Origin of the sequence: Nocardioides sp. Root682 (genome assembly GCF_001427795.1) — a bacterium.
In the GTDB taxonomy this organism is placed as follows: domain Bacteria; phylum Actinomycetota; class Actinomycetes; order Propionibacteriales; family Nocardioidaceae; genus Nocardioides.
Genome location: NZ_LMHJ01000004.1, coordinates 161,331 through 181,886, shown reverse-complemented (window position 1 = coordinate 181,886; position 20,556 = coordinate 161,331). Strand labels below are relative to the sequence as shown.

22 protein-coding genes are annotated in these 20,556 nt (G+C 70.6%); 12 read left to right on the top strand and 10 right to left on the bottom strand.

Annotation, left to right across the window (positions count from 1 at the left end):
- Nucleotides 1-68 precede the first annotated feature (68 nt).
- The 3 genes from ASD84_RS21670 to rpmB all read right to left on the bottom strand — a co-directional run bounded on the left by ASD84_RS21670 (nucleotide 69) and on the right by rpmB (nucleotide 1,843).
- Nucleotides 69-1,280: a YibE/F family protein gene (locus ASD84_RS21670; protein WP_235531195.1), complete on the bottom strand. Its 1,212-nt coding sequence runs from the start codon at nucleotides 1,278-1,280 to the stop codon at nucleotides 69-71.
- Between the two features lie 157 nt (nucleotides 1,281-1,437).
- Nucleotides 1,438-1,608 (bottom strand): 50S ribosomal protein L33, encoded by a 171-nt coding sequence (gene rpmG, locus ASD84_RS21665; protein ID WP_056715493.1) that lies wholly within the window; start codon nucleotides 1,606-1,608, stop codon nucleotides 1,438-1,440.
- 1 nt (nucleotide 1,609) lies between these two features.
- Entirely contained in the window at nucleotides 1,610-1,843 is a 234-nt protein-coding gene (rpmB, locus tag ASD84_RS21660) for a 50S ribosomal protein L28 (protein ID WP_056715490.1), read from the bottom strand.
- Between the two features lie 127 nt (nucleotides 1,844-1,970).
- Between rpmB and ASD84_RS21655 the strand changes: the two genes are divergently transcribed.
- The 4 genes from ASD84_RS21655 to ASD84_RS21640 all read left to right on the top strand — a co-directional run bounded on the left by ASD84_RS21655 (nucleotide 1,971) and on the right by ASD84_RS21640 (nucleotide 4,939).
- A complete protein-coding gene (locus ASD84_RS21655) occupies nucleotides 1,971-3,044 on the top strand; it encodes a GTP-binding protein (RefSeq protein ID WP_056715487.1) in 1,074 nt (357 codons plus the stop codon).
- On the top strand, nucleotides 3,044-3,241 hold the full coding sequence (gene rpmF, locus ASD84_RS21650) for a 50S ribosomal protein L32 (RefSeq protein WP_056715484.1): 198 nt from the start codon (nucleotides 3,044-3,046) through the stop codon (nucleotides 3,239-3,241). The genes ASD84_RS21655 and rpmF overlap by 1 nt, the downstream gene beginning before the upstream one ends.
- Complete coding sequence (gene ykgO / locus ASD84_RS21645; protein WP_056715481.1) at nucleotides 3,238-3,360, top strand: type B 50S ribosomal protein L36; 123 nt, start codon at nucleotides 3,238-3,240, stop codon at nucleotides 3,358-3,360. The genes rpmF and ykgO overlap by 4 nt, the downstream gene beginning before the upstream one ends.
- A 61-nt stretch (nucleotides 3,361-3,421) precedes the next feature.
- The gene (locus ASD84_RS21640) at nucleotides 3,422-4,939 is read left to right on the top strand and encodes an FAD-dependent oxidoreductase (protein ID WP_056715478.1); all 1,518 of its coding nucleotides are present in this window, start codon (nucleotides 3,422-3,424) and stop codon (nucleotides 4,937-4,939) included.
- Between the two features lies 1 nt (nucleotide 4,940).
- Here ASD84_RS21640 and ASD84_RS21635 read toward each other — a convergent pair whose 3' ends face one another.
- Entirely contained in the window at nucleotides 4,941-5,417 is a 477-nt protein-coding gene (locus ASD84_RS21635; protein ID WP_056715476.1) for a MarR family winged helix-turn-helix transcriptional regulator, read from the bottom strand.
- Between the two features lie 164 nt (nucleotides 5,418-5,581).
- Here ASD84_RS21635 and ASD84_RS21630 point away from each other — a divergent pair, with 164 nt between their 5' ends.
- The 4 genes from ASD84_RS21630 (at nucleotide 5,582) to ASD84_RS21615 (ending at nucleotide 9,667) form a co-directional block, all read left to right on the top strand.
- Nucleotides 5,582-7,021, top strand: coding sequence for a glyceraldehyde-3-phosphate dehydrogenase (locus ASD84_RS21630; protein ID WP_056716133.1), 1,440 nt, complete (start codon nucleotides 5,582-5,584; stop codon nucleotides 7,019-7,021).
- Between the two features lie 109 nt (nucleotides 7,022-7,130).
- Entirely contained in the window at nucleotides 7,131-7,829 is a 699-nt protein-coding gene (locus ASD84_RS21625; protein ID WP_056715473.1) for a hypothetical protein, read from the top strand.
- Between the two features lie 344 nt (nucleotides 7,830-8,173).
- Nucleotides 8,174-8,704, top strand: coding sequence for a C40 family peptidase (locus ASD84_RS21620; RefSeq protein WP_056715472.1), 531 nt, complete (start codon nucleotides 8,174-8,176; stop codon nucleotides 8,702-8,704).
- A gap of 102 nt (nucleotides 8,705-8,806) precedes the next feature.
- On the top strand, nucleotides 8,807-9,667 hold the full coding sequence (locus ASD84_RS21615; protein WP_056715469.1) for a hypothetical protein: 861 nt from the start codon (nucleotides 8,807-8,809) through the stop codon (nucleotides 9,665-9,667).
- A gap of 14 nt (nucleotides 9,668-9,681) precedes the next feature.
- Here the strand turns inward: ASD84_RS21615 and ASD84_RS21610 are convergent, their stop codons facing one another.
- The gene (locus ASD84_RS21610) at nucleotides 9,682-11,406 is read right to left on the bottom strand and encodes a serine/threonine-protein kinase (RefSeq protein WP_162251581.1); all 1,725 of its coding nucleotides are present in this window, start codon (nucleotides 11,404-11,406) and stop codon (nucleotides 9,682-9,684) included.
- Between the two features lie 115 nt (nucleotides 11,407-11,521).
- Between ASD84_RS21610 and ASD84_RS21605 the strand changes: the two genes are divergently transcribed.
- A complete protein-coding gene (locus tag ASD84_RS21605; protein WP_056715464.1) occupies nucleotides 11,522-11,812 on the top strand; it encodes a DUF4031 domain-containing protein in 291 nt (96 codons plus the stop codon).
- 34 nt (nucleotides 11,813-11,846) lie between these two features.
- Here the strand turns inward: ASD84_RS21605 and ASD84_RS21600 are convergent, their stop codons facing one another.
- The gene (locus tag ASD84_RS21600) at nucleotides 11,847-12,662 is read right to left on the bottom strand and encodes a crotonase/enoyl-CoA hydratase family protein (protein WP_056715460.1); all 816 of its coding nucleotides are present in this window, start codon (nucleotides 12,660-12,662) and stop codon (nucleotides 11,847-11,849) included.
- Nucleotides 12,662-13,732, bottom strand: a complete 1,071-nt coding sequence (locus tag ASD84_RS21595) for an LLM class F420-dependent oxidoreductase (protein ID WP_056715457.1) — start codon at nucleotides 13,730-13,732, stop codon at nucleotides 12,662-12,664. The genes ASD84_RS21600 and ASD84_RS21595 overlap by 1 nt, the downstream gene beginning before the upstream one ends.
- Nucleotides 13,733-13,821: 89 nt before the next feature.
- Between ASD84_RS21595 and ASD84_RS21590 the strand changes: the two genes are divergently transcribed.
- Nucleotides 13,822-16,668 (top strand): FAD-binding and (Fe-S)-binding domain-containing protein, encoded by a 2,847-nt coding sequence (locus tag ASD84_RS21590; protein ID WP_235531194.1) that lies wholly within the window; start codon nucleotides 13,822-13,824, stop codon nucleotides 16,666-16,668.
- A 6-nt stretch (nucleotides 16,669-16,674) separates the two neighbouring features.
- Here ASD84_RS21590 and ASD84_RS21585 read toward each other — a convergent pair whose 3' ends face one another.
- Nucleotides 16,675-17,820, bottom strand: coding sequence for an FG-GAP repeat domain-containing protein (locus ASD84_RS21585; protein ID WP_056715447.1), 1,146 nt, complete (start codon nucleotides 17,818-17,820; stop codon nucleotides 16,675-16,677).
- A 151-nt stretch (nucleotides 17,821-17,971) separates the two neighbouring features.
- Here ASD84_RS21585 and ASD84_RS21580 point away from each other — a divergent pair, with 151 nt between their 5' ends.
- Nucleotides 17,972-18,655: a GTP cyclohydrolase II gene (locus ASD84_RS21580; protein WP_056715445.1), complete on the top strand. Its 684-nt coding sequence runs from the start codon at nucleotides 17,972-17,974 to the stop codon at nucleotides 18,653-18,655.
- A 164-nt stretch (nucleotides 18,656-18,819) separates the two neighbouring features.
- Complete coding sequence (locus ASD84_RS21575) at nucleotides 18,820-19,290, top strand: MarR family winged helix-turn-helix transcriptional regulator (RefSeq protein ID WP_200954655.1); 471 nt, start codon at nucleotides 18,820-18,822, stop codon at nucleotides 19,288-19,290.
- Between the two features lie 24 nt (nucleotides 19,291-19,314).
- Here the strand turns inward: ASD84_RS21575 and ASD84_RS21570 are convergent, their stop codons facing one another.
- Together ASD84_RS21570 and ASD84_RS21565 are read right to left on the bottom strand one after the other, a co-directional pair.
- Nucleotides 19,315-19,974, bottom strand: coding sequence for a hypothetical protein (locus ASD84_RS21570; RefSeq protein WP_056715442.1), 660 nt, complete (start codon nucleotides 19,972-19,974; stop codon nucleotides 19,315-19,317).
- Nucleotides 19,975-20,192: 218 nt separating this feature from the next.
- Nucleotides 20,193-20,435, bottom strand: coding sequence for a hypothetical protein (locus ASD84_RS21565; RefSeq protein ID WP_056715441.1), 243 nt, complete (start codon nucleotides 20,433-20,435; stop codon nucleotides 20,193-20,195).
- Nucleotides 20,436-20,556 lie beyond the last annotated feature (121 nt).

Genomic DNA, 20,556 nt, shown 5'->3' with positions numbered 1-20,556 from the left:
CGCGCTGCCGCGCCGCAGTCGACTTTTGCTGTGCGGACCTTGGCCTGGCGGCAAGCCGACAGTGTCAGTCAATCGGGGCGCGCGGGTGAGGCGACGAGGGTGGCCAGCGCCGTCGTGATGGGTACGGCGAGCACGAGGCCGACCGAGGTGACCAGGGTCCGGATCACCTCTTCGGCGAGCTGTTCGGTCGAGAGCAGGTCGATGAGCGGTCGGTCGTAGACCCGCAGCAGCATCAGCAGGATCAACGCGGTGCCGACGTAGGCGAACACGATCGTGTAGATCGTCGAGGCGATGTGGTCGCGGCCGATCCGCATGGCGCTGGCGAACACCTCGGCTCGGGACGCCTCCGGCGAGACGGCCCGCAGCTCCCACACGGCCGAGGCCTGGGTGATGGTGACGTCGTTGAGGACACCGAGCCCGGCGATCACCAGGGCGCAGCCCAGCAGCGCCTGGAAGTCCAGGGTCCCGAAGGTCGCGAGGATGGCGCCGCTCTCGTCGCTGATGCCGGTCAGGTGCGCATCGCCGATCGCGATCACGCCGATGCCGGCAGCGAGCACGATCCCGACGAGGGTGCCGGCGAGCGCCGTACTCGTCCGCAGGGAGAACCCGTGGGTCGTGTAGAGGACGACGAACATGATGGCGGCCGCGCTGGTGAGGGCGACGCCGACGCCGGGCGACCCGTCGAGCAGGGCCGGCAACATCCACCACCACACCACCAGGCCGCCGAACGCGAGCCCGACGAGCGCGAACACCCCGCGCCAGCGGGCGATCGAGATCACCACGACGACGAAGAACAGCGTCAGCCAGACCAGGGTGCCGTTGCGTTCGGTCGCGAAGTAGGAGTACGACGCCTCCTGGCCGTCCTCGGCCTCAGGAGTCGGGGTGCGCAGCAGCTCGACGTGGTCGCCCTTGGCGATCCCGGAGTCGAGCACCTCCGGCGGGACCTGTACGGCGACCTCGCCCTCACCGTCGACCTCGACCCGGAGCTCGCTGCATCCCGACCCGTCGGGCAGCCCCCGGCCCGGGCAGCGCGCACTGATCGAGACGATCTCGCCGCTCGGGAACGTCACGCCGGGAGCAGCGAACTGGCCGGCGGCGCCCCCGGACTCGGCGGCGCGGTCGGCGACGTCACTCGGCGGCCACCACACGACCAGGGCCACGAGGGTGGCGAGCAGCGCGATCCCGAGCCCGGCCAGCAGCAGGGTCCGGGCCGTCGTACCGACGCTGACGTGGTCGGCGTCGGTGTCGCTGGTGGCGCGATGGCTGTGTCCGGCACCCACGGGCGCTCCTCCTGGTCGGGAAGTCATGCGAACTGGTCGCCGGAGCGACCAGTTCGCATGACGTTAGCCGGAAGGGTTCACCAGCTCGACTTTGTGACCCCGGGCAGCTCGCGCGCCCGGCGCCGCCGGTCGGCGACGATCTTGCTCTGCTTGGCCATCAGCGCTCCTCACGGAAGTCGACGTGGCGTCGTACGACGGGGTCGTACTTGCGAATCGTCATCCGATCGGGGTCGTTGCGACGGTTCTTGCGGGTCACGTAGGTGTAGCCCGTGCCTGCGGTGGAGCGGAGCTTCACGATCGGTCGCACGTCGGATCCCTTCTTCGCCATCTCAGATCTCCCCTCGGGCACGCAGGCCGGCGACGACCGTCTCGATCCCGCGCTGGTCGATGGTCTTGATGCCGCGGGCGCTCACCCGCAGCGTCAGGTGACGCCCGAGCGAGGGCACCCAGTAGCGCTTGCGCTGGATGTTGACGTCGAAGCGCCGGCGGGTACGGCGGTGCGAGTGGGACACGTTGTTGCCGAACGCCGGTCGGGCGCCGGTCACCTGGCACACCTGGGACATCGCTGTTCCTCCTTCGTGGGATGTGGCATGATTGAGAACGATTCTCATTCTAACCATGGAGGCAAGACATGAAGCAGGGCATCCACCGCCACCACGACGACCGGGCCGGGCGCGGAGCGCAGCAGTCATGAGGGTCCCTGTCGTCCTGATCTCCGGAGTCGACCCCGAAGCCATGGCGTCCACAATGGTGGGACTGCAGTTCGACCTGCCCGGGGCGGTCGCCGTACGCCACGCCATCGACGTCGAGCGCGGCCTGCTGACGCGCACCGTCAGCGACCTGTCCGGCGTCGTCGAGACCCACGAGACGTTGCTCGAGCACGCCTGCGTCAGCTGTGCGATCCGCGAGGACATCGTGCCGACGCTGGAGCGCCTGGCACGCGACGGTCGCTGGCAGAGCATCGTGGCCCACCTCCCCGTCGGCGCCGAGGCAGCGCACCTCTGCTCGGTCCTGACCTGGGACACCCGGCTGGCCCGCTTCATGCGGATCTCCGCAGTCGTCACGGCCGTCGGATCGCAGGACCCGGTGCGGGACCTGCTCGGCGACGACCTGCTCGCCGATCGCGGCCACCACTGCTCGCACGACGACCGTCGAGGCGTGGGCGAAGTGCTCGCCGCGATGGTGGAGTACGCCGACGTGGTGACCTTCGACGACGCCGGGAACCAGGTGGACCCGGTGGCGCACGGCCTGGTCACCGCACTCGCGCGCCCGGACGCGGCCGTCATCGAAGGCGGTCACGGACTCGACGGAGCCACCCTCACCGGGCGGCTCCACCAGCACACGCGCACCGACGCGTGGACCTCACCCACCCGCACCGACGCCCTGCCCGACCTCCGGACCGAGGGCATCTGGCGACTCGATCTCCAGTCCCTGCAGGCCTTCCACCCCGAGCGGCTCCTGGAATCGCTCGAGCTGCTGGGCGCAGGAGCACACCGCTCCCGCGGCTGCTTCTGGCTGCCGACCCGCCCCGGCCGGGCACTCACCTGGGACGGCGCCGGTGGCCAGGTCAGCATCGGCGACCACGCCGGCTGGGCGCTGAGGCACCCGTTCACCCGGCTCGTGATCACGGGCGTGGGCGCGGCTCCCGCATCGTTGCGCGCGTCCTTCGACGACCTGCTGGTGCGCCCGGGCGAGCGCGGCACCTGGTCGGTGAGCGAGGACGGGTTCGAGCCGTGGCTCGGCCCGATCCGAGAGGTGGCGTGATGGCGGTCCCGAAGCGCCGTACCTCGCGGAGCAACACCCGGCACCGCCGTTCGCAGTGGAGGGCGACCGCACCCGACCTCGTCCCGGTCACGATCGAAGGCGTCCTGCACCGTGTCCCGCGACGACTGGTGGGCGCCGTGATGGACGGTCTCGTCGACCCGCGCACCGGGCGCCCGACCCGAAGGAGGGGCCGATGAAGGTCCGCAACTCGCTGCGCTCGCTCAAGTCCAAGCCTGGCGCCCAAGTGGTGCGCCGGCGCGGCCGGACCTACGTGATCAACAAGCAGGACCCACGCTTCAAGGGGCGGCAGGGGTGACCAGCCGCCACTGACCGGCCGACCCACCCCACCGACAACTAGAACACGTTATCGTTTCGGCATGGACCTGCAGCAGGAGTACGACGTCGTGGTGGTCGGGACGGGCGGCGGCGCCCTGACCGGTGCCGCCCTCGCAGCCAAGGCCGGGCTGAGCACCCTGGTGCTGGAGCGGACACCGCTCATCGGCGGCACGTCGGCGTACTCGGGCGGCGCCTGCTGGCTGCCCGGCACCGACGTACAGCAACGGGCCGGCCTGCCGGACTCGACCGAGGGAGCGCGCACCTACCTCGCTGCCGTCCTCAAGGAGGCGGACCAGGAGCGGGTGGAGGCGCTGCTGGCGCAGGCACCCAAGCTGGTCGCGCAGCTCGAGGCCGACGAGCTGATGGACTTCGAGTGGATCCCGTTCTCGGAGTACTACGACGCCCCCGGCCGGGTGCCGATGGGCCGCTCCATCCAGCCGAAGAACATCAAGCGGGCCGACCTCCATCCCGCAGTCGGCGAGCTGCTGCGACCGCCGGTCGAGCGTGACCGGGCCGGCGAGGGCGGCCGTAACACCCTGTCCGGAGGGCAGTCCCTGATCGGCCGGCTCGCGGCCATCGTGCTGCGTGACGGCGGCACGATCGCGACCGGTCACCACGTGACGGGCTTCCAGCGCGACGAGACCGGTCGGGTGACGACCGTCATCGCCGACGGCCCCGACGGCCCCGTCGAGATCACCGCGACGCGCGGTGTCCTGATCGCCGCCGGCGGGTTCGAGGGCAGCCCCGAACGACGGGCCGAGCACGGCACGCCCGGCCGCGCCGAGTGGACCATGGCGCCGCAGGGCACCAACACCGGCGAGGTCATCGACGCCGCTGCGGCGATCGGGGGCGCCACCGACTGGTCGGGCGAGGGCTGGTTCTGCCCCGGGCTGCTGCAGCCCGACGGCAGCGGCGCCTTCACCCTCGGCTTCCGCGGCGGCCTGATGGTCGACCAGTCGGCACAGCGCTACGGCAACGAGTGCCTGCCCTACGACCAGTTCGGCCGGGTGATGGCCGAGTCCGCCGCCCGCACGCCTTCCTGGTTCGTGTTCGACTCCCGCGAGGGCGGCGCGCTGCCGGCCATCGCCATCCCCGAGGGGGACCGCGCCGAGCACCTCGCCGCGGGGACCTGGGTGCAGGCCGACTCGATCGAGGAGCTCGCGTTGGCGGCCGGCCTGGAGGCAGCCGCCCTGACCGCGACCGTCGAGCGCTTCAACGGCTTCACCACCACCGGTGTCGACGAGGACTTCGGTCGCGGAACCGACGAGTACGACACGTTCTTCGCGAGCGCCGGCAAGCCCAACAAGGCGCTGGTCGCGCTCGACCAGCCGCCGTACTTCGCCGCGAAGTTCGTCCTGTCGGACCTCGGCACCAAGGGCGGCCTGGTCACCGACGCATCGGCACGGGTCCTCGACGAGGCCGGTACACCCATCCCGGGCCTGTACGCCGCCAGCAACTCGACGGCCTCGGTGTTCGGCTCCGCCTACCCCGGCCCCGGCGCGCCGCTCGGTGCGGCGATGGCCTTCGCCTCACTCGCCGTCGAGGACATGCTCGACTGATTCAGTCGGAAGCCAGGCGGGCGAGCACCGTGGTGGCGTAGTCGGCGAGGGCCGCCACCTGCTCGCGGTCCATGCCCTCGAAGAACAGCTCGCGCACCAGCTCCACGTGACCGGGGGCCGCGGCCGCGATCGCGGCCATGCCCTCCTCGGTCAGGTCCACGAAGGCTCCCCGACGATCGTCGGCACAGTGCCGTCGTACGACGAGGCCGCGGGCCTCCATCCGGGTGATCTGCTTGGAGACCCTGCTCTTCTCCCACTGGAGCCGCTCGCCGAGCTCGAACATCCGCAGCGAGCAGTCGTCGGCGCCCTCATCAGTCCGCTGGTCGGTCAGCGCCACGAGGATCTCGTAGTCGGCGATGGAGAGGCCGCTCGCGGCCTGGAGCTCACGGTTGAGCCGGGCCGTGAGCTGCGAGTTGAGGTCGACCCACGCCCGCCAGGCCCGCTGCTCCTCGGCGTCGAGCCATCGCGTCGTACTCATCCTTCGATGGTAGCCAAAGATGTTGACACATCCACGACCCGTGGCGGACGGCGCCACGGGTGGGATTGGTCACCTTCCCCGTCCCAGCGCACGGCACGATTACCCCCGGCCCCCGTCTCCCGGCCTACCATCGAGCGATTTTGTTGATGACCGAAGGGGAAGCCGTGAGCGTCACCGAGGACAAGTTCGACCGCTGGAAGCACCACGAGGAGCTCGCCGAGGCGGCGATCCCGATCATCGGCAAGCTGCACCGCGAGAAGGACGTCACGATCCTTCTGCACAGCCGTTCGCTGGTGAACAAGTCGGTGGTCAGCATTCTCAAGACCCACCGCTTCGCCCGGATGATCGAGGGCGAGGAGCTGTCGATCACCGAGACGTTCCCCTTCCTCGAGGCCATCGCCGCGCTCGACCTCGGCGCCGCGAAGATCGACCTCGCGCTGCTCCTCGCCTCCTACAAGGCGTCGACCACCAACCTCAGCTCGGCCGAGTTCACGGCCCTGGCGCTCTCCGACGCGACCGGCGAGAACAAGACCGCGGCCCCCGGTCCGCAGGACATCGTGCTGTACGGCTTCGGTCGCATCGGCCGCCTGGTCGCCCGCCTCCTCGTCGAGAAGTCCGGCTCCGGCAACGGCCTGCGCCTGCGCGCCGTCGTCGTCCGCAAGGGCGGGGAGGGCGACCTCGCCAAGCGCGCGTCGCTGCTGCGCCGCGACTCGGTGCACGGCCAGTTCAACGGCACGATCACCGTCGATGAGGAGAACGACCTCATCATCGCCAACGGCAACGTCATCAAGGTCATCTACAGCAACGACCCGACGACGATCGACTACACCGACCACGGCATCAGCGACGCCATCCTGATCGACAACACCGGCAAGTGGCGCGACCGCGAAGGCCTGGCCAACCACCTGCGCCCCGGCATCGCGAAGGTCCTGCTCACGGCGCCCGGCAAGGGCGACGTCCCCAACATCGTGCACGGCGTCAACCACCTCGAGGTCGACCTCGACGAGAAGATCCTGTCCTGTGCATCCTGTACGACGAACGCGATCGTCCCGCCGCTCAAGGCGATGGAGGACGAGTTCGGCATCAGCCGCGGTCACGTCGAGACGGTGCACTCGTTCACCAACGACCAGAACCTGCTCGACAACTACCACCCGGCCGACCGTCGGGGCCGCTCCGCGCCGCTCAACCTGGTGATCACCGAGACCGGCGCCGCCTCGGCCGTCGCGAAGGTGCTCCCGGACCTCAACGCCAAGATCACCGGCAACTCGATCCGGGTCCCCACCCCCGACGTGTCGATCGCGATCCTCTCGCTGCAGCTCAAGCGGGAGACCACCCGCGACGAGGTGCTCGAGCACCTGCGCAAGACGTCGCTCACCGGGTCACTGAGCCGCCAGCTCGACTACACGACTGCCAGCGACGCGGTGTCCACCGACTTCATCGGCTCGCGCGCCGCCTCGGTGATCGACGGCAACGCTGCCATCGTCGACGGCGACTCCGCGATCCTCTACGTCTGGTACGACAACGAGTTCGGCTACTCCTGCCAGGTGCTGCGCACCGTGCAGTATGTGTCGGGCGTGGAGTACCCGACGCTGCCCCGCGTCTGATCCCACGAGCGCCCGTGTGCGCCGGTCCCCGAGCAGCCCTTGCGGCGCGCCCGGGACCGGCGCACACTGCAATTGGGGACCAATCGGGGGTCCCGAAGGGGCGACAACCATGACCGACAACAGCGTCGACATCCTGGCCGACACCATCACCCAGACCCACGACGTGCTCGCCGAGCGACTCGCCACCGCCATCGCCTGCCGACCGACCCGTGAGCGACCACGGGACCGTCTGGCCGCCACCGATCCCTTCCTCGCGAGCGCCAGTCGGCACGTCTCCGCGGCCAACGCCGTACTCGCGCCCACGGCCCGCCGCCACCTCGCCCACGGGCACCGCCGCGCCCAGGAGTTCGCGCACGAGAGCCGGCGCCTGGAGGTCGCCCTGGCCCAGGTCAAGGGCAAGCTCTACGGCTCCACCTTCGTCGTACGACGTCCGTGGTCCTCGATCTGGGAGGAGGTCGAGGACGCGCTCGGCCAGTTCCGGGCGCTGGAGGAGCGGATGGCCGACGACCTGGTCGCCACCGAGGCCGGACCGGACACCGACGAGCTCGCCGAACGCCTCTACCGGGCCGAGCAGCGGGTGCCGACCCGTCCGCACCCGTACCTGCCCCACCAGGGCCTGCGCGGGCGGGTGGCCCGCCGGATCGCGGTCCGGGTGGACCAGTTCTGGGACACCGCCGAGGGCCGGATGGTCCCCGAGCCGGTGCGTCCGCACCGTTCGCGCGAGGGCCGGATGGCGCAGTACCTGCTGGCCGATCCGCATGGTGTCCCCGCGCCTGCTAGCAGCGGCAAGCGGCACCGGGCCGGCTGACGATCGAGCCGGAATCGCAGTCCGAACGGCCGAGTTACGGGTGAGGGTTGCCACACCCGGATCGTGACCCGCGCCACTGCGCTAACTATTGCAAGCATGCGAAATTTGGTGGGTCAGACCTCCCCGACCTGGGGAGGCCGCCCACGCCGCGCTGAGGCCCGCGACGACGTGGAGCGACATCGCACAACGATGAAGTAGTCGCGGGCGCGGGAGAACCAATCAACACCGCCGGACCGTCCACGAGGACGAGCCCGGCTCGGGGCTAAGGAACGAGAGTTCCTGGGCATCAGCAGTCCAAGCCCGACAGGTCACCTTTCGCAAGCGTCGCTGTTGGAGACACTCCGATGTCCACCACCCTTTCGCGCGTTGGCGCACGCCTGCTCGTCGTCCCGCTCGCCGCTTCCCTGCTCGTCTTCGCGCCGGGCAACGCCGCGCATGCCGACGTGACCTTCGTCCCCGCGCCCGGCGTCACCTCCGCCACCGCGGCCGAGGGCCCCACCGCACCCGCCCGCCACAAGAAGAAGAAGGTCCGGGTCGGCGAGCGTGCCCTGCGGGCCGCCAAGTCCCGCGCCGGCAAGCCCTACGTGTACGGCGCCACCGGCCCGAACGCGTTCGACTGCTCCGGCCTGGTGCAGTGGTCCTTCCGCAAGGCCGGCAAGAAGCTCCCCCGTACCTCGGGCGCCCAGGCCGGCGCGACCCGCCGGGTCTCGCACCCGCGCCGCGGCGACCTCGTGTTCTTCACCGGCGGTGGCGGCGTCTACCACGTCGGCATCTACGCCGGGAACCACACGATCTGGCACGCCTCGCGTCCGGGCTCCCCGGTCAAGCGGGAGCGCATCTGGACCAGCTCGGTCTTCTACGGCCGCGTCCGCTGACCCAGCGCCACCGCACCACGCAACAACCCGAGGAACCGCCGGCGCCCCGTATGAGGAGGCACCGGCGGTTCTCTGGGTTGCTCGGTCGCATACCGTCCTCCCATGGGGCATCGCGACCGGCGGCGACTTCTCGCCGGCATTGTCGCGACGGCTCTGCTCGGCTCCGGGTGCGGATCGTCGGTTCCCGAGCCCACCCCTCCGAGCAGCGGGCCCCAGAGCCCGGCCCCCACGGTCGATCCGACCGGTACGACGACTGGCCGGCCGACCGATCTGCCGCCCGATCCGCCGACCGATGATCCGACGGCCGAGCCGACCGGACCGGTCGACGACGTCAAGACCAGGAACGCGTCGACCCGCAAGCGCTTCCACCGCCTGAACGGGCAGAGCTACCGGTTCGAGAACTCCTATCGCGGGCTGGACTACGCGGCGGCCCACGGCTACCTGTGGATCGACATCGACACCAACTACTGCCTCGACGACACCCACACCCGCCGGATCCCGATCGCGACCCACTGGCGCCACCTCGACACCGAGGGTTTCGACCCCGGCGGCCGCTACGCACCCGCCACGGTGTGGTCCGACCTGACCTTCAGCCAGGTGCGCGAGCTGCGCTCGGCGGACAACCCGCCGTACGAGCTGGTCAGGATGGTGGACATGGTCCGCTACGCCGCCCGGGTCGGCATGGAGGGCATCGAGTGGGAGGTCAAGGCCGGCGTCGGCTTCGAGAAGGTGGAGACCTACCGCGAGGTGTTGCGCGTGGCCCGCAGGCTGGGGATCGCGATCGAGGTCAAGACGCTCTACGAGCTCGGCGGCGCCAAGGCCTCGCTGCGGCGCCTGCGTGCGGCCAAGCAGGCGGGGGCCACCACGATGCTGATCGTCACGCGCAAGCAGCCCCGGATCCTGCTCAGCCCGGGTCACGAGACCTTCGTCGACTACGTCCGCGGCAAGTGGGGACGGGTCTGACCGTCAGCTGACCGTCAGTTGATCGGTACGCCGCGGAACTGTCCCGGCGCGCGGTAGCTGACCAGCTTCAACATGGACGCGCGCTTGTCCGACGTGTTGGCCTGCGCCGACACCGACCAGGGGATCGTCCCGGCGGCGGCGTAGACGCGCGACGAGTGGTACAGCTCGCCGACCCGGCCGTACATCGCGCGACCGTAGGTGTGGCCGCCGACGAGCCACGCGTCCCGGGTGCGCTGGTCGGTGTCGTAGCGGGCCCAGAAGTAGTCCGTCGCAGCCGTCACCGAGGACCACCGGATGAAGGTGATCGACTTGTTCGTGCCGTCGGCAGTGCGGATCGTGCACCCCCACCCCTCGACGAAGCCGGGCGTGCTGCGCGAGAGCCGGGAGCAGTTGGGCACGCTGGCTGCGCCCGGGAACACCCAGGACGATCCCGCCCGGCCAGTCGGCTGGGAGCAGGAGGACAGCGCCTGCACCTCGGGGCCGTTCCAGCAGCGGTGGCTCGCCACCGGCTTCGGAGTCGACGTGGGGGTCGGCGTCGGCGTACGCCTCGGCCTCGGCGTGCTCCGCGGGCCGGCCGGTTCCGGCTCTGCCTGCTCCTCGGGGAGCGCATCCGTCTCGCCCCCGGGCACCGACGTCGAGTCGGTGGCCCGGGTGCCGCCGACCGACGTGTCCCGGGAGCCGTCGGTCTGTCCCCGCGCCCCGGAGGTCGGTGTCCCGGGCGTGGCAGACGTGGTCGTGTCGTCGGAGGCGAGCACGGACGGCACCATCTCCACGCCGCCGAGCAGCGAACCGACGTACACGGCCGAAGCGACGAGCGCGACGACGACCGCCGTGACGAGCACGCGGCGGGTGCCGTTGCGGGCCGGCGGGGTGATCAGCGGTTGCCGGACGGCCGTGACGTCGGGGATCACGATCGCGCCGGGGATGACGTCCCCGAGCGCCGCCAGGTCGGCCCGCATCGCCCGCGCGGACGAGTAGCGCTGCTTCGGGTCCTTCGCCAACGACCGCCGCAGCACGGCGTTGATCCGGTCCAGGAACGGACTGCGGCCGGGCAGCTGCGGGACCGGCGCGTGCAGGTGGCCCATGGCGATCTCGGCATCGGTGCCCACGAACGGCTGGGTGCCGGTGAGCAGGTTCCACAGCAGGCAGCCGACGGCGTACAGGTCAGCGGCGACGCCGGACGTGCCGGCGGTGTCACCGGAATGCCGCTCGGGCGCCATGTAGGCGGTCGAGCCGACGAGCGCACCGGTACGGGTCAGCTCGCGTCCCGGCGAGGTCGCGATGCCGAAGTCGCAGAGGTACGCGACGCGACCGTCCTCCCGCAGCAGCACGTTCGACGGCTTCACGTCCCGGTGGACCACACCGATCGCGTGCGCGTCGCCCAGACCCTCGAGCACCTGGTCGACGAGGTCGACGGCGTACGACGGATCGAGCGCGCCCCGCGCGCGCAACAGGTCCATCAGGTCGCCACCACGCACCAGCTGGGCGACGAGGTACGGCGACCCGTCCTGCTCGCCGTGGTCGAAGACGGACACCACGTGCGCGCTGTCCATCCGCGACAGCACCACGGCTTCGCGGCGGAACCGCTCGCGGAACTCGCTGTCGTCGGCCAGCAGCGCGTTGATGACCTTGACCGCGACATCGCGCTCGAGCTCGTCGTCGCGAGCCCGGAAGACCGTGCCCATGCCACCGCGGCCGAGCACCTCGAGGAGGGTGTAGCGACCGAGGCGGTCGCCCACGCGAGGCTCCGAGCTGCCCATCCGAGATTCCGTCCTGTGCTGTTCCGGGAGTCGTTGCCGACCTCACCGATGGTGCGTCACTGCGGCATGCTGTGCAAATGACGGGGTTCGTGGCGTGATCTACATCGATGACATGCAGCGGCCGGCGCAGGTCGGCCCGGTCGAGGGCGTGTGGTCCCACCTGTTGTCGGACCTGCCCGGCGAGGCCGGTACCGCCGAGCTGCTCGCGTTCGCCGAACGCCTCGGGATCGACGCCCGCTGGATCCAGAACGCGGGTACGGCGACCGAGCACTTCGACGTCCGGGAACCCACCCGACAGCGGGCGCTCGCGCTCGGCGCCACGCCGGTCCGGTACGGCCGGGAGGTCGCCGCGATCACCATGGCGAAGCGCAGCGCTCTCCCCTGACCTCGGCGGCCGATGGGCTCGGCGGCCGACGGACTCAGCGCCCGGTGAACTCCGGCGGCCGGCGCTCGGCGAAGGACGTCAGCGCCTCCTTCAGGTCGTCGCTGACGAGGAACGCCGCGTTCCAGGCAGCCGTGTAGCGCAGGCCTGCCTCGACCCGCGGGCCGCGCTCGGCGTCGAGGACGTCCTTGATGCCCCGCGAGACCAGCGGCGAGTTGGCGGCGATCCGGCCCGCCAGCTCGACGGCGGCCGCGCGGGCAGCATCCGCGTCGTCGTAGACGCTGTTGACCAGGCCGATGGCCAGGGCACGGGCCGCATCGATGTCGTCGCCAGTGAGGGCGAGCTCGCGCAGGTGGCCGTCGCCGATCACGCCGACCAGGCGCTGGAGGCTGCCGAGGTCGGCGACGATCGCCATCTTGGCCTCGCGGACGCTGAACACCGCGTCGGCCGAGGCCACCCGGACGTCGCACGCCGCCGCGAGGTCGACGCCGCCACCGATGCACCAGCCGGTGATCGCCGCGACGGTCGGGGTGCGGCTGTTCGCGACGGCGTCGATGCAGCCCTGCCAGCGCCGGATGAGGCCCAGCAGCTCGGCCCGTCCGCCGGCGTGCGTCTGCTCGAAGAGCGGCGCGAACGTCGCGAAGGCCTGGCCGAGGTCGAGGCCGAACGAGAAGTGCTTGCCACTGCCGGTGAAGACGATCGCTCGGACGTCGGGGTTCGCGTCGAGCGTCGCGACGGTGTCGGCCAGCTCGAGGAAGAAGTGGTCGTCCATGACGGCCTTGCCGTCAGGACCCGCCAGCGTGACGGTGGCGACCGGGCCGTCGTACGCGATGGTGAAGCGCGGCTCGGTCATCAGGCGCCGGCCTCCGAGGTACTGGTCTCGGCGGCGATCTCCGAGAGGCGGCGCAGCTGGCTGACCCGCTCCTCCGGGGTCGCGGCGAGCGAGTTGAGCAGCAGGGTCCGCACCCCCGCGGCGTCGAACTCGGCGAGCTGGCGGCGGATCGAGTCCTCGTCGCCGATCAGCGTGGTCGCCTCCACCAGGTCGTCCGGTACGGCGGCCGCGGCCTCCGCCTTCTTGCCCGAGAGGTAGAGGTCCTGGATCTCCTTGGCCTCGGTCTCGTAGCCGTAGCGGCAGGCGAGCTGGTTGTAGAAGTTCTTGTCGCGGGCACCCATCCCGCCGATGTAGAGCGCCAGCTGGTTGCGGACCGTGGCGATCGACTCCGGCGACGGCTCACCGAGGAAGAACTGCATCTGCAGCTGGATGTCGAGCTCACCGAGCGCGGGGTCGCGCTTGCTGAAGCCCTCCTCCAGGGACTCGCCCCATGCCTGCCGGGCCTTCGCGGGGTGGAAGAACAGCGGCTGCCAGCCGTTGGCGAGCTCGGCGACGAGGGCGACGTTCTTCGGACCGAGCGCGGCGACCGAGATCGGGATGCTCGAGCGCACCGGGTGGTTGATCAGCTTGAGCGGCTTGCCGAGACCGGATCCGCCCTGCTCCTTGGTCAGCGGCACGTTGTAGTACTTGCCCTCGAACTGCACGGGCTGGCGCTGCCAGACCTGCCGGCAGATCTCGATCACCTCACGCGTGCGGCCGAGCGGGGCGTCGTACTTCACGCCGTGGAAGCCCTCGATGACCTGCGGGCCGCTCGCGCCGAGGCCGAGCGTGAACCGGCCGTCGGACACGAAGTCCAGCCCGGCGGCGGTCATCGCGGTCAGCGAAGGGGTGCGGGTGTAGATCTGGAAGATGCCCGACATCAGCTCGAGCTTGTCGGTCTTCGCGGCGATGTAGCCGAGCTGGCTGACCGAGTCGAAGGAGTACGCCTCGGCCACGGCGACCAGGTCAAGGCCGTTGCGCTCGTACTCCTGGAGGAGCTCCACGGTCTCGGCGAAGCCGCCTGAGTAGTCGATGATCATGCCGAGGCGCATGGGTGTTCCTCCGTGGGTGGGGTGTCTGCGGGGCCGGTGGCAGCGTAGTCGCCCGGGTGGTCGACGGAGCGACCCGATAGATTCGCGTCGTGACCGGAGTCGCCCAACAGATCAGGCAGCACGGGGTCTCCGACGTCACCGACGACGCGGCGGTCCTCGCCGCCTACTCCTCCGATGCGTCGCTCTACCGCGTGCTCCCCGCCGCCGTGGTGTTCCCGCACACCGCCGACGACGTGCGCGCTGTCCTGGCCGCGGGCCGCGAGCTCGGCCTGCCCGTCACCTGCCGCGGCGCCGGTACGTCGGTCGCGGGCAACGCGATCGGCCGCGGCATCGTCATCGACTTCAGCCGCCACATGAACCAGGTCATCTCGATCGACCCCGTCGCCGAGACCGCGGTCGTGCAGCCGGGTGTCGTGCAGGCGGCCCTGCAGAGCGCCGCGGCGCCGCACGGCCTGCGGTTCGGGCCGGACCCCTCGACGAGCACGCGCTGCACGATCGGCGGGATGATCGGCAATGACGCGTGTGGTGCGCGCTCGCTCGCCTACGGCCGGACCTCGCACAACGTCGTCGGTCTTCGCGCGCTGCTCGCGGACGGATCCGACCTGGTCACGGGCTACTCCGCGTCGGGAGAACCCTCGGCCACGGGGTCGGTCCTGGACGACCTGCGCGCCGTCATCGCCGGCGACCTGGCCACGGCCCGCACCGAGTTCGGCACGTTCGGTCGCCACGTGTCCGGCATCGCGGTGGACCACCTCGTGCCCGAGCGCGGCTTCGACGTCACCCGTGCGCTCGTCGGCTCCGAGGGCACGCTGGCCGTGATCACCGAGGCGACGGTGCGCCTGGTGCGGACGCCGGCCGCACGTTCGCTCGTGGTCCTCGGCTTCGCCGACTTCCCGACCGCCGGCTTCGCGACTCCCGCGGTGCTCGCCTTCAAGCCGTCGGCGTGCGAGGGCCTCGACCGGCGGATCGTCGACGTGATCATCGAGCGGCGCGGGCCCGACGCCGTACCCGCCCTGCCTGCCGGTGACGCGTGGATGTTCGTCGAGATCTCCGGCGACTCCCCCGACGACGTACGACGCCAGGCCGGCCTGCTGGCCGAGGCCGGGCTCGGGCTCTCCGCCCTCGTCGTGGAGGACGCCGCCGAGATCGAGCGCCTGTGGCGGATCCGCGCCGACGGTGCGGGCCTCGCCGGTCGCGCACCGTCCGGCCTGCCGGCGTGGGCCGGGTGGGAGGACGCCGCCGTACCACCCGAACACCTGGGCACGTACCTGACCGGGTTCGACGCGCTGCTGGAGCGGCACGGCCTGACCGCCATGCCGTTCGGGCACTTCGGCGAGGGCTGCATCCACGTCCGGATGGACTTCCCGTTCGGCGACCCCAACGGCGCGGAGCGGTATCGCGCCTTCATCGGTGAAGCAGCCGACCTGGTCACCTCGCTCGGCGGTTCGCTGTCCGGCGAGCACGGCGACGGCCGGGCCCGGAGCGAGTGGCTGGACCGGATGTACTCGCCCGCCGCGCTCGCGCTGATGGGTGCCGTGAAGCACGCCTTCGACCCCACGTCCCTGCTCAACCCCGGCATCCTCGTCGACCCGGTGTCCAGCACCGCCGACCTGCGCTACTCGGCCACGTCGCGACTGACCAAGGGCCTCGCGCTGGCCTACGCCAGCGACGGCGGCGACTTCGGGCAGGCCGTGCACCGGTGCACGGGTGTCGGCAAGTGTCGCGCCGACAATTCCGACTCGGGCGGCGTGATGTGCCCGTCGTACCAGGCGACGAAGGAGGAGATCCACTCCACGCGTGGCCGCGCGCGCCTGCTGCAGGAGATCGTCAACGGCGAGAGCGCGATCTCGTGGTCGTCGCCCGCCGTGCACGAGGCGCTCGACCTCTGCCTGTCCTGCAAGGGCTGCGCATCGGACTGCCCGACCGGCACCGACATGGCCAGCTACAAGGCCGAGGTGCTGCACCAGACCTACAAGGGCAAGCTCCGTCCGCGCACCCACTACTCCGTCGGCTGGCTGCCGCGGTGGGCAAAGGCGGGCTCTGCGACCCCGCGGGTCGCCAACAAGATGATGAGCTGGTCGGCGGTGCGGATCCCTGCGTTGAAGGCGGCCGGGGTGGACACGCGTCGGCAGATGCCGGCGTTCGCCCGGCACACGTTCAGGAAGACTTTCCGCCGTACCTTCGGGGCTTCCGGGGCTTCTGCCCCTTCGACGACAGGCAAGCCGGTCGTCGTGTTCGTGGACTCGTTCACCAACCACTTCGCCCCGCAGGTCGCCGACGCGACCGTGGCCGTCCTGCGCTCGGCTGGGTTCGAGCCGCGGATCACCCGGCACCAGGAATGCTGTGGCCTTCCGTGGATCAGTACCGGCCAGCTCGACGGAGCCGCGAAGCGGTTGCGGTCCATGGTCGACGCGCTTTCGGTGGACGCACTGGCGGGCGTACCGATCGTCGGGATCGAGCCGTCCTGTACGGCGGTCCTGCGGCACGAGCTCACCGAGCTCGTCCCCGGTGACGATGCGGCGGCCGTGTCGAAGGCGACGGTGACGCTGGCCGAGCTGCTCGCGACGGAGCCGACCTGGACCCCGCCCGACCTGAGCGACGTCTCCGTGGTCGCGCAGCCGCACTGCCACCACCACGCGATCATGGGCTGGGCGACCGACAAGTCCTTGCTGGAGAAGGCAGGCGCGACGGTCGAAGCCGTGGCCGGATGCTGCGGCATGGCCGGCAACTTCGGGGTCGAGCAGGGACACTACGAGGTGTCGGTCGCCATCGCGGAGGCCAACCTCCTGCCCGCCGTACGACGGGAAGCTGATGCCGCACGCGAGCGGGTCGTGCTCGCCGACGGCTTCTCCTGCCGCACCCAGCTCGACGAGCTGGCCCCCGAGGCCGCACCGCTGCACCTGGCCGAGCTGCTGGCCGGCCGGATGCAGCGGTGACCTCCGTCAGGGAGTGGTGTTCGGCAGGACGGTGATGGACCCGGGGCTGACCACCGCGATGTCGGTGTCGCCGTCCTCGTCGTAGTCGGCCAGGACCGGGTTCTGCGGGAAGGCAGCGGTGCTGAACGTGCCGACCTTCCGCATGCCGGGCGTGCCGTTCCCGGCGAGCACGGTGAGGGTGCCGGACGCAGGGTTGGCGAGCGAGGAGACCACCAGGTCCTGTCGACCGTCACCGTCGAGGTCCGCGACGGCCGCGCTGGTCGGTCCGGGACCACCGAACTGGAACGAGGCCGGAATGACGGACCGGAACTTCCCGGTGCCGTCGGTGAGCCCGGTGGCGAGCGAGAAGCTGAAGGAGCCGACGACCGCGCCGTCGTCGTACCCGTCGCCGTCGAGGTCGATGGCCGCGACGTCCTCAGGGATGAAGGACGTGCCGTACAGGGCGCCGCTCTGCCGGAAGGTGCCGTTGCCGTTGCCCGTGAGCGCGAACAGGGTGCCTGAGCCGCCGTCGATCGCGAACAGGTCCGGGGTGCCGCCGGGGTCCAGGTGCGCCACGGCGATCGCGGAGAGCACGAAGGCGCCGGAGACCGTGGTCCTCGGTCCGACGGTGAATGCGCCCGACCCGTTGTTGACCAGGGTCTGGATCGCCGTGAACGTCGGGGCCACGACGTCGAGGTCCCCGTCGCCGTCGAGGTCGACGACGAGGGGCTGGACCTGACCGCCGAGGGTGAGCGGGTAGCGGCCGATCTCGGAGAAGCCGCCCGAGCCGTTGCCCTCGAGGATCCGAGCCTCCGACACCGTCATCGCCACCAGGTCGGCATCCCCGTCCCCAGTGACGTCACCGAGGTCGAGACCCTGCGTCTGGGTCGTGCCGGCGACCTTGGTGGCCGCGCCGAAGGTGCCGTCGCCCCTGCCCAGGGACACCCGGATGTCGCCGAAGGTGAAGTCGCCGATGCTCACCAGGTCGGCGTGACCGTCACCGTCGACGTCGGCTGTCGCGGCCGGACGGGGCGCCGGACCGGGACCGAGTGAGTTGTCGAGTGGGCTGGTGACCGGAGCACCGAACCACCCGGCTGCCAGGGCCGGACTGGCCGCCGCGACCAGGAGACCGGCCGTCAGGGATGCAGCAAGTGAAAGGGGAACGTTTCTCATGGAGGCGACGGTAACGACGGTCCCCGAAGTCCGACAAGGTGCCTTTTCGGATCGAGCGGCAAGGACTTCACGACGACCGGAATATTTGAAGTCTCAAGTGTCTTGGACCCAGACAGCAACGCTTGAGACTTCAAATACCTAGGAGCGCCGAATGGCCGCCGAACTCCTGCACCTCAGCACGACTCCCGTCCTGGCCGCCGCCGCCGTACGGACCAAGGTCAGCGTGCCGCTGCGCTTCGCCGACGGTTACGCGACCTCGGCGGCGGTCAGCACGTTCACCGGCCTCGTCGACGAGAAGGAGCACCTGCTGCTCGGGCTCGGCGACTGGCAGGGTGCATTGCGCCGCTCCGCACTGGGCGGCCCGGCACCCCTGGTCCGTCCGCACAGCGAGTGCCTGACGGGCGACGTGTTCGGGTCCGAGCGGTGCGACTGCGGCCCGCAGCTGCGCGAGTCGGTCGAGCGGATCAGCGACGCAGGCGGGTTCCTGCTGTACCTGCGCCAGGAGGGCCGTGGCATCGGCCTCTACGCGAAGCTGGACGCCTACGCACTCCAGGACGCCGGCCTCGACACCTACGAGGCGAACACCGCACTGGGTCGGGGCGAGGACGAGCGCGACTACACCGCCGCCGCGCAGATGCTGATCGCCGTCGGCGCCGACCGGATCCGGCTGCTGAGCAACAACCCCGACAAGGCCGCGCAGCTCGAGGACCTCGGGATCTCCGTCGCCGAGCAGGTCACCACCGGCGTCCACCTGACCGACGCGAACGCGCGCTACCTCACGGCGAAGCGGGACCACACCTCGCACACCCTGGCGCTGCCCGAGCTCGTGCCGTGAATCGGAAATGCTTGGTTGGTGGGCGTGCGATCGGTGCGTGGATCGCAAGGCGCCGGAGGGAAGGCGGGCCGTGGCCCGTCGACCGACGGCAACGCAGCGAGGCGCGTGCCGAGCGTGCGTCCACCGGCCAATGATTTCCGATTCACGGCACTTAGGCTGAGGGGGTGCCCGCCGACGACGTACCCGAGCAGTCCTGGCTCACGGACGCGCAGATGGCGGCATGGCTCCCGTTCCTGCGCACCCTCCTCCAGTTGCCCCATGAGCTGGACAGGCAGCTCCGGGAGACGGCGGGGATCAACCACGCCCACTACGGCATCCTCGCGATCCTGTCGGCGCAGGACGACGGCATGCTCTCGATGACTGCACTGGCACAGCAGTCGGCGACGTCGCCTTCGCGGCTCTCCCATGCCGTGTCCAGCCTCGAGCAGCGCGGCTGGGTCGTTCGCAGCCAGTGCACCGACGACAAGCGGATGCAGTACGCCGCACTGACCCCGGCCGGCCGGGCGCTGCTCGACCAGGTCGCGCCCGACCACGTCGCCACCGTGCGCCGGCTGGTCTTCGACCAGCTCAGCGACACGGACGTGGAGTCCCTGCGCAGGATCAGCACGAAGATCGTCGCCGCGATCAACGACTGACGACCGCGCAGGGTCCGTCCAGGATCAGGACGCTGGAATCAGGTAGCCGGAGAGGTACACGTAGCCACCGCCGTCGCCGGTCACCTGACCTCCGGCAGGCAGCTGCCGCTCCAGCGTGATGGAGTAGAAGGAACCGGGCGCGGCAAAGTCCAGCACGGGTGTCGCACCCTCGTAGAACGCATTCCCGTTCCCGACGCCCTGGAGCTGCACGGGGATCGGGAACCCGAGGGCACCGGTGCCGGCATTCGCGCTCAGCAGCGGCGTCTGCCCCGAGGGCACGTTGACACTCGCCGAGATGAACTCGACCACGAGTCGCTTCCCGGCGGGCACCTGGAAGTTCCCGGTGTCGACGCTTCCGCCCGCATCGGCGAGATCGACCCGCTTCTCGAACGGCTCGCGATTGTCAGCGACGGCAACGCTCCCGCTCACCCCGACATTGCCGGTCACCGGCACCGGGTTCGCGCCGGTGTTGTTGACGGCCACCGACCCGCTGACGGGGACGGGATGCGCCGAGTCGTTGGCGACGATCACGTTGAGCAAGGCGCCCGCGGCATGAGCGCCGGGGCCGCCGAACAACAAGCCGCCCAGGAGCAGGGCGAAGGTCAGGGCCAGGATCGCCCGACCGCGACGGCGCACCAGCGCGACGGTCGATCCGATCCTCTGATTCTCGGTGAACAGTTTCATGCGGTTTCTCCAGGTGGGTTCTGACGACTGTGCAGTCCTCTCCCTCCCGCACCCATCACGCTAGCTCCGGTTCGCCGGCCAGGGCATAGCCCTTTCGGGCCAATTGGCAAGGCTGCTCGCGACGCGGTGAGGTTCGGTTCGCGCTACAGGGTCATCGGGACACCCGGTCCGCGGCATGAGCGAGCTCCGACGCTATGCCCGACTAGCGGCATGAGCGGTCACTCAGACGCTGGCGCTCCCAGCCGACTCCATGCCGCCCTGACCGCGCCGCGTAGGCCTTCGGCGTTCACGTAGGGCGGACCCTCGCTGGGGTTGTAGAGCGCGAGCGCTTCCAGCAGGACTTCGACGCGCTCGTCGCCCGGGTAGTCGTCGAGCAGGACGCCTTCCAACGAACGAGCGGCATCCATTGAGTCGTCCTTCAGCACTCGTGCAGCGGCCTCGTCGAAACGCTCGTGGAACACCGGAGCAGTCTTCCACCGCTGGCTCAGATCCGACCACTCATCGGCAGGGCCGCGCGATCGAATCGCAGCATGATCGCCGTCTCCGAGTCAACAGGGCACGGTATGCGCGAGCGTCTGGGAA

Bases quoted from the DNA above. Each gene is read 5' to 3' on its own strand.
- rpmG (WP_056715493.1), bottom strand. From the start codon at position 1,608: ATGGCGAAGAAGGGATCCGACGTGCGACCGATCGTGAAGCTCCGCTCC.
- rpmB (WP_056715490.1), bottom strand. From the start codon at position 1,843: ATGTCCCAGGTGTGCCAGGTGACCGGCGCCCGACCGGCGTTCGGCAAC.
- ASD84_RS21655 (WP_056715487.1), top strand. From the start codon at position 1,971: ATGAGGGTCCCTGTCGTCCTGATCTCCGGAGTCGACCCCGAAGCCATG.
- rpmF (WP_056715484.1), top strand. From the start codon at position 3,044: ATGGCGGTCCCGAAGCGCCGTACCTCGCGGAGCAACACCCGGCACCGC.
- ykgO (WP_056715481.1), top strand. From the start codon at position 3,238: ATGAAGGTCCGCAACTCGCTGCGCTCGCTCAAGTCCAAGCCTGGCGCC.
- ASD84_RS21640 (WP_056715478.1), top strand. From the start codon at position 3,422: ATGGACCTGCAGCAGGAGTACGACGTCGTGGTGGTCGGGACGGGCGGC.
- ASD84_RS21635 (WP_056715476.1), bottom strand. From the start codon at position 5,417: ATGAGTACGACGCGATGGCTCGACGCCGAGGAGCAGCGGGCCTGGCGG.
- ASD84_RS21625 (WP_056715473.1), top strand. From the start codon at position 7,131: ATGACCGACAACAGCGTCGACATCCTGGCCGACACCATCACCCAGACC.
- ASD84_RS21620 (WP_056715472.1), top strand. From the start codon at position 8,174: ATGTCCACCACCCTTTCGCGCGTTGGCGCACGCCTGCTCGTCGTCCCG.
- ASD84_RS21615 (WP_056715469.1), top strand. From the start codon at position 8,807: ATGGGGCATCGCGACCGGCGGCGACTTCTCGCCGGCATTGTCGCGACG.
- ASD84_RS21600 (WP_056715460.1), bottom strand. From the start codon at position 12,662: ATGACCGAGCCGCGCTTCACCATCGCGTACGACGGCCCGGTCGCCACC.
- ASD84_RS21595 (WP_056715457.1), bottom strand. From the start codon at position 13,732: ATGCGCCTCGGCATGATCATCGACTACTCAGGCGGCTTCGCCGAGACC.
- ASD84_RS21585 (WP_056715447.1), bottom strand. From the start codon at position 17,820: ATGAGAAACGTTCCCCTTTCACTTGCTGCATCCCTGACGGCCGGTCTC.
- ASD84_RS21580 (WP_056715445.1), top strand. From the start codon at position 17,972: ATGGCCGCCGAACTCCTGCACCTCAGCACGACTCCCGTCCTGGCCGCC.
- ASD84_RS21570 (WP_056715442.1), bottom strand. From the start codon at position 19,974: ATGAAACTGTTCACCGAGAATCAGAGGATCGGATCGACCGTCGCGCTG.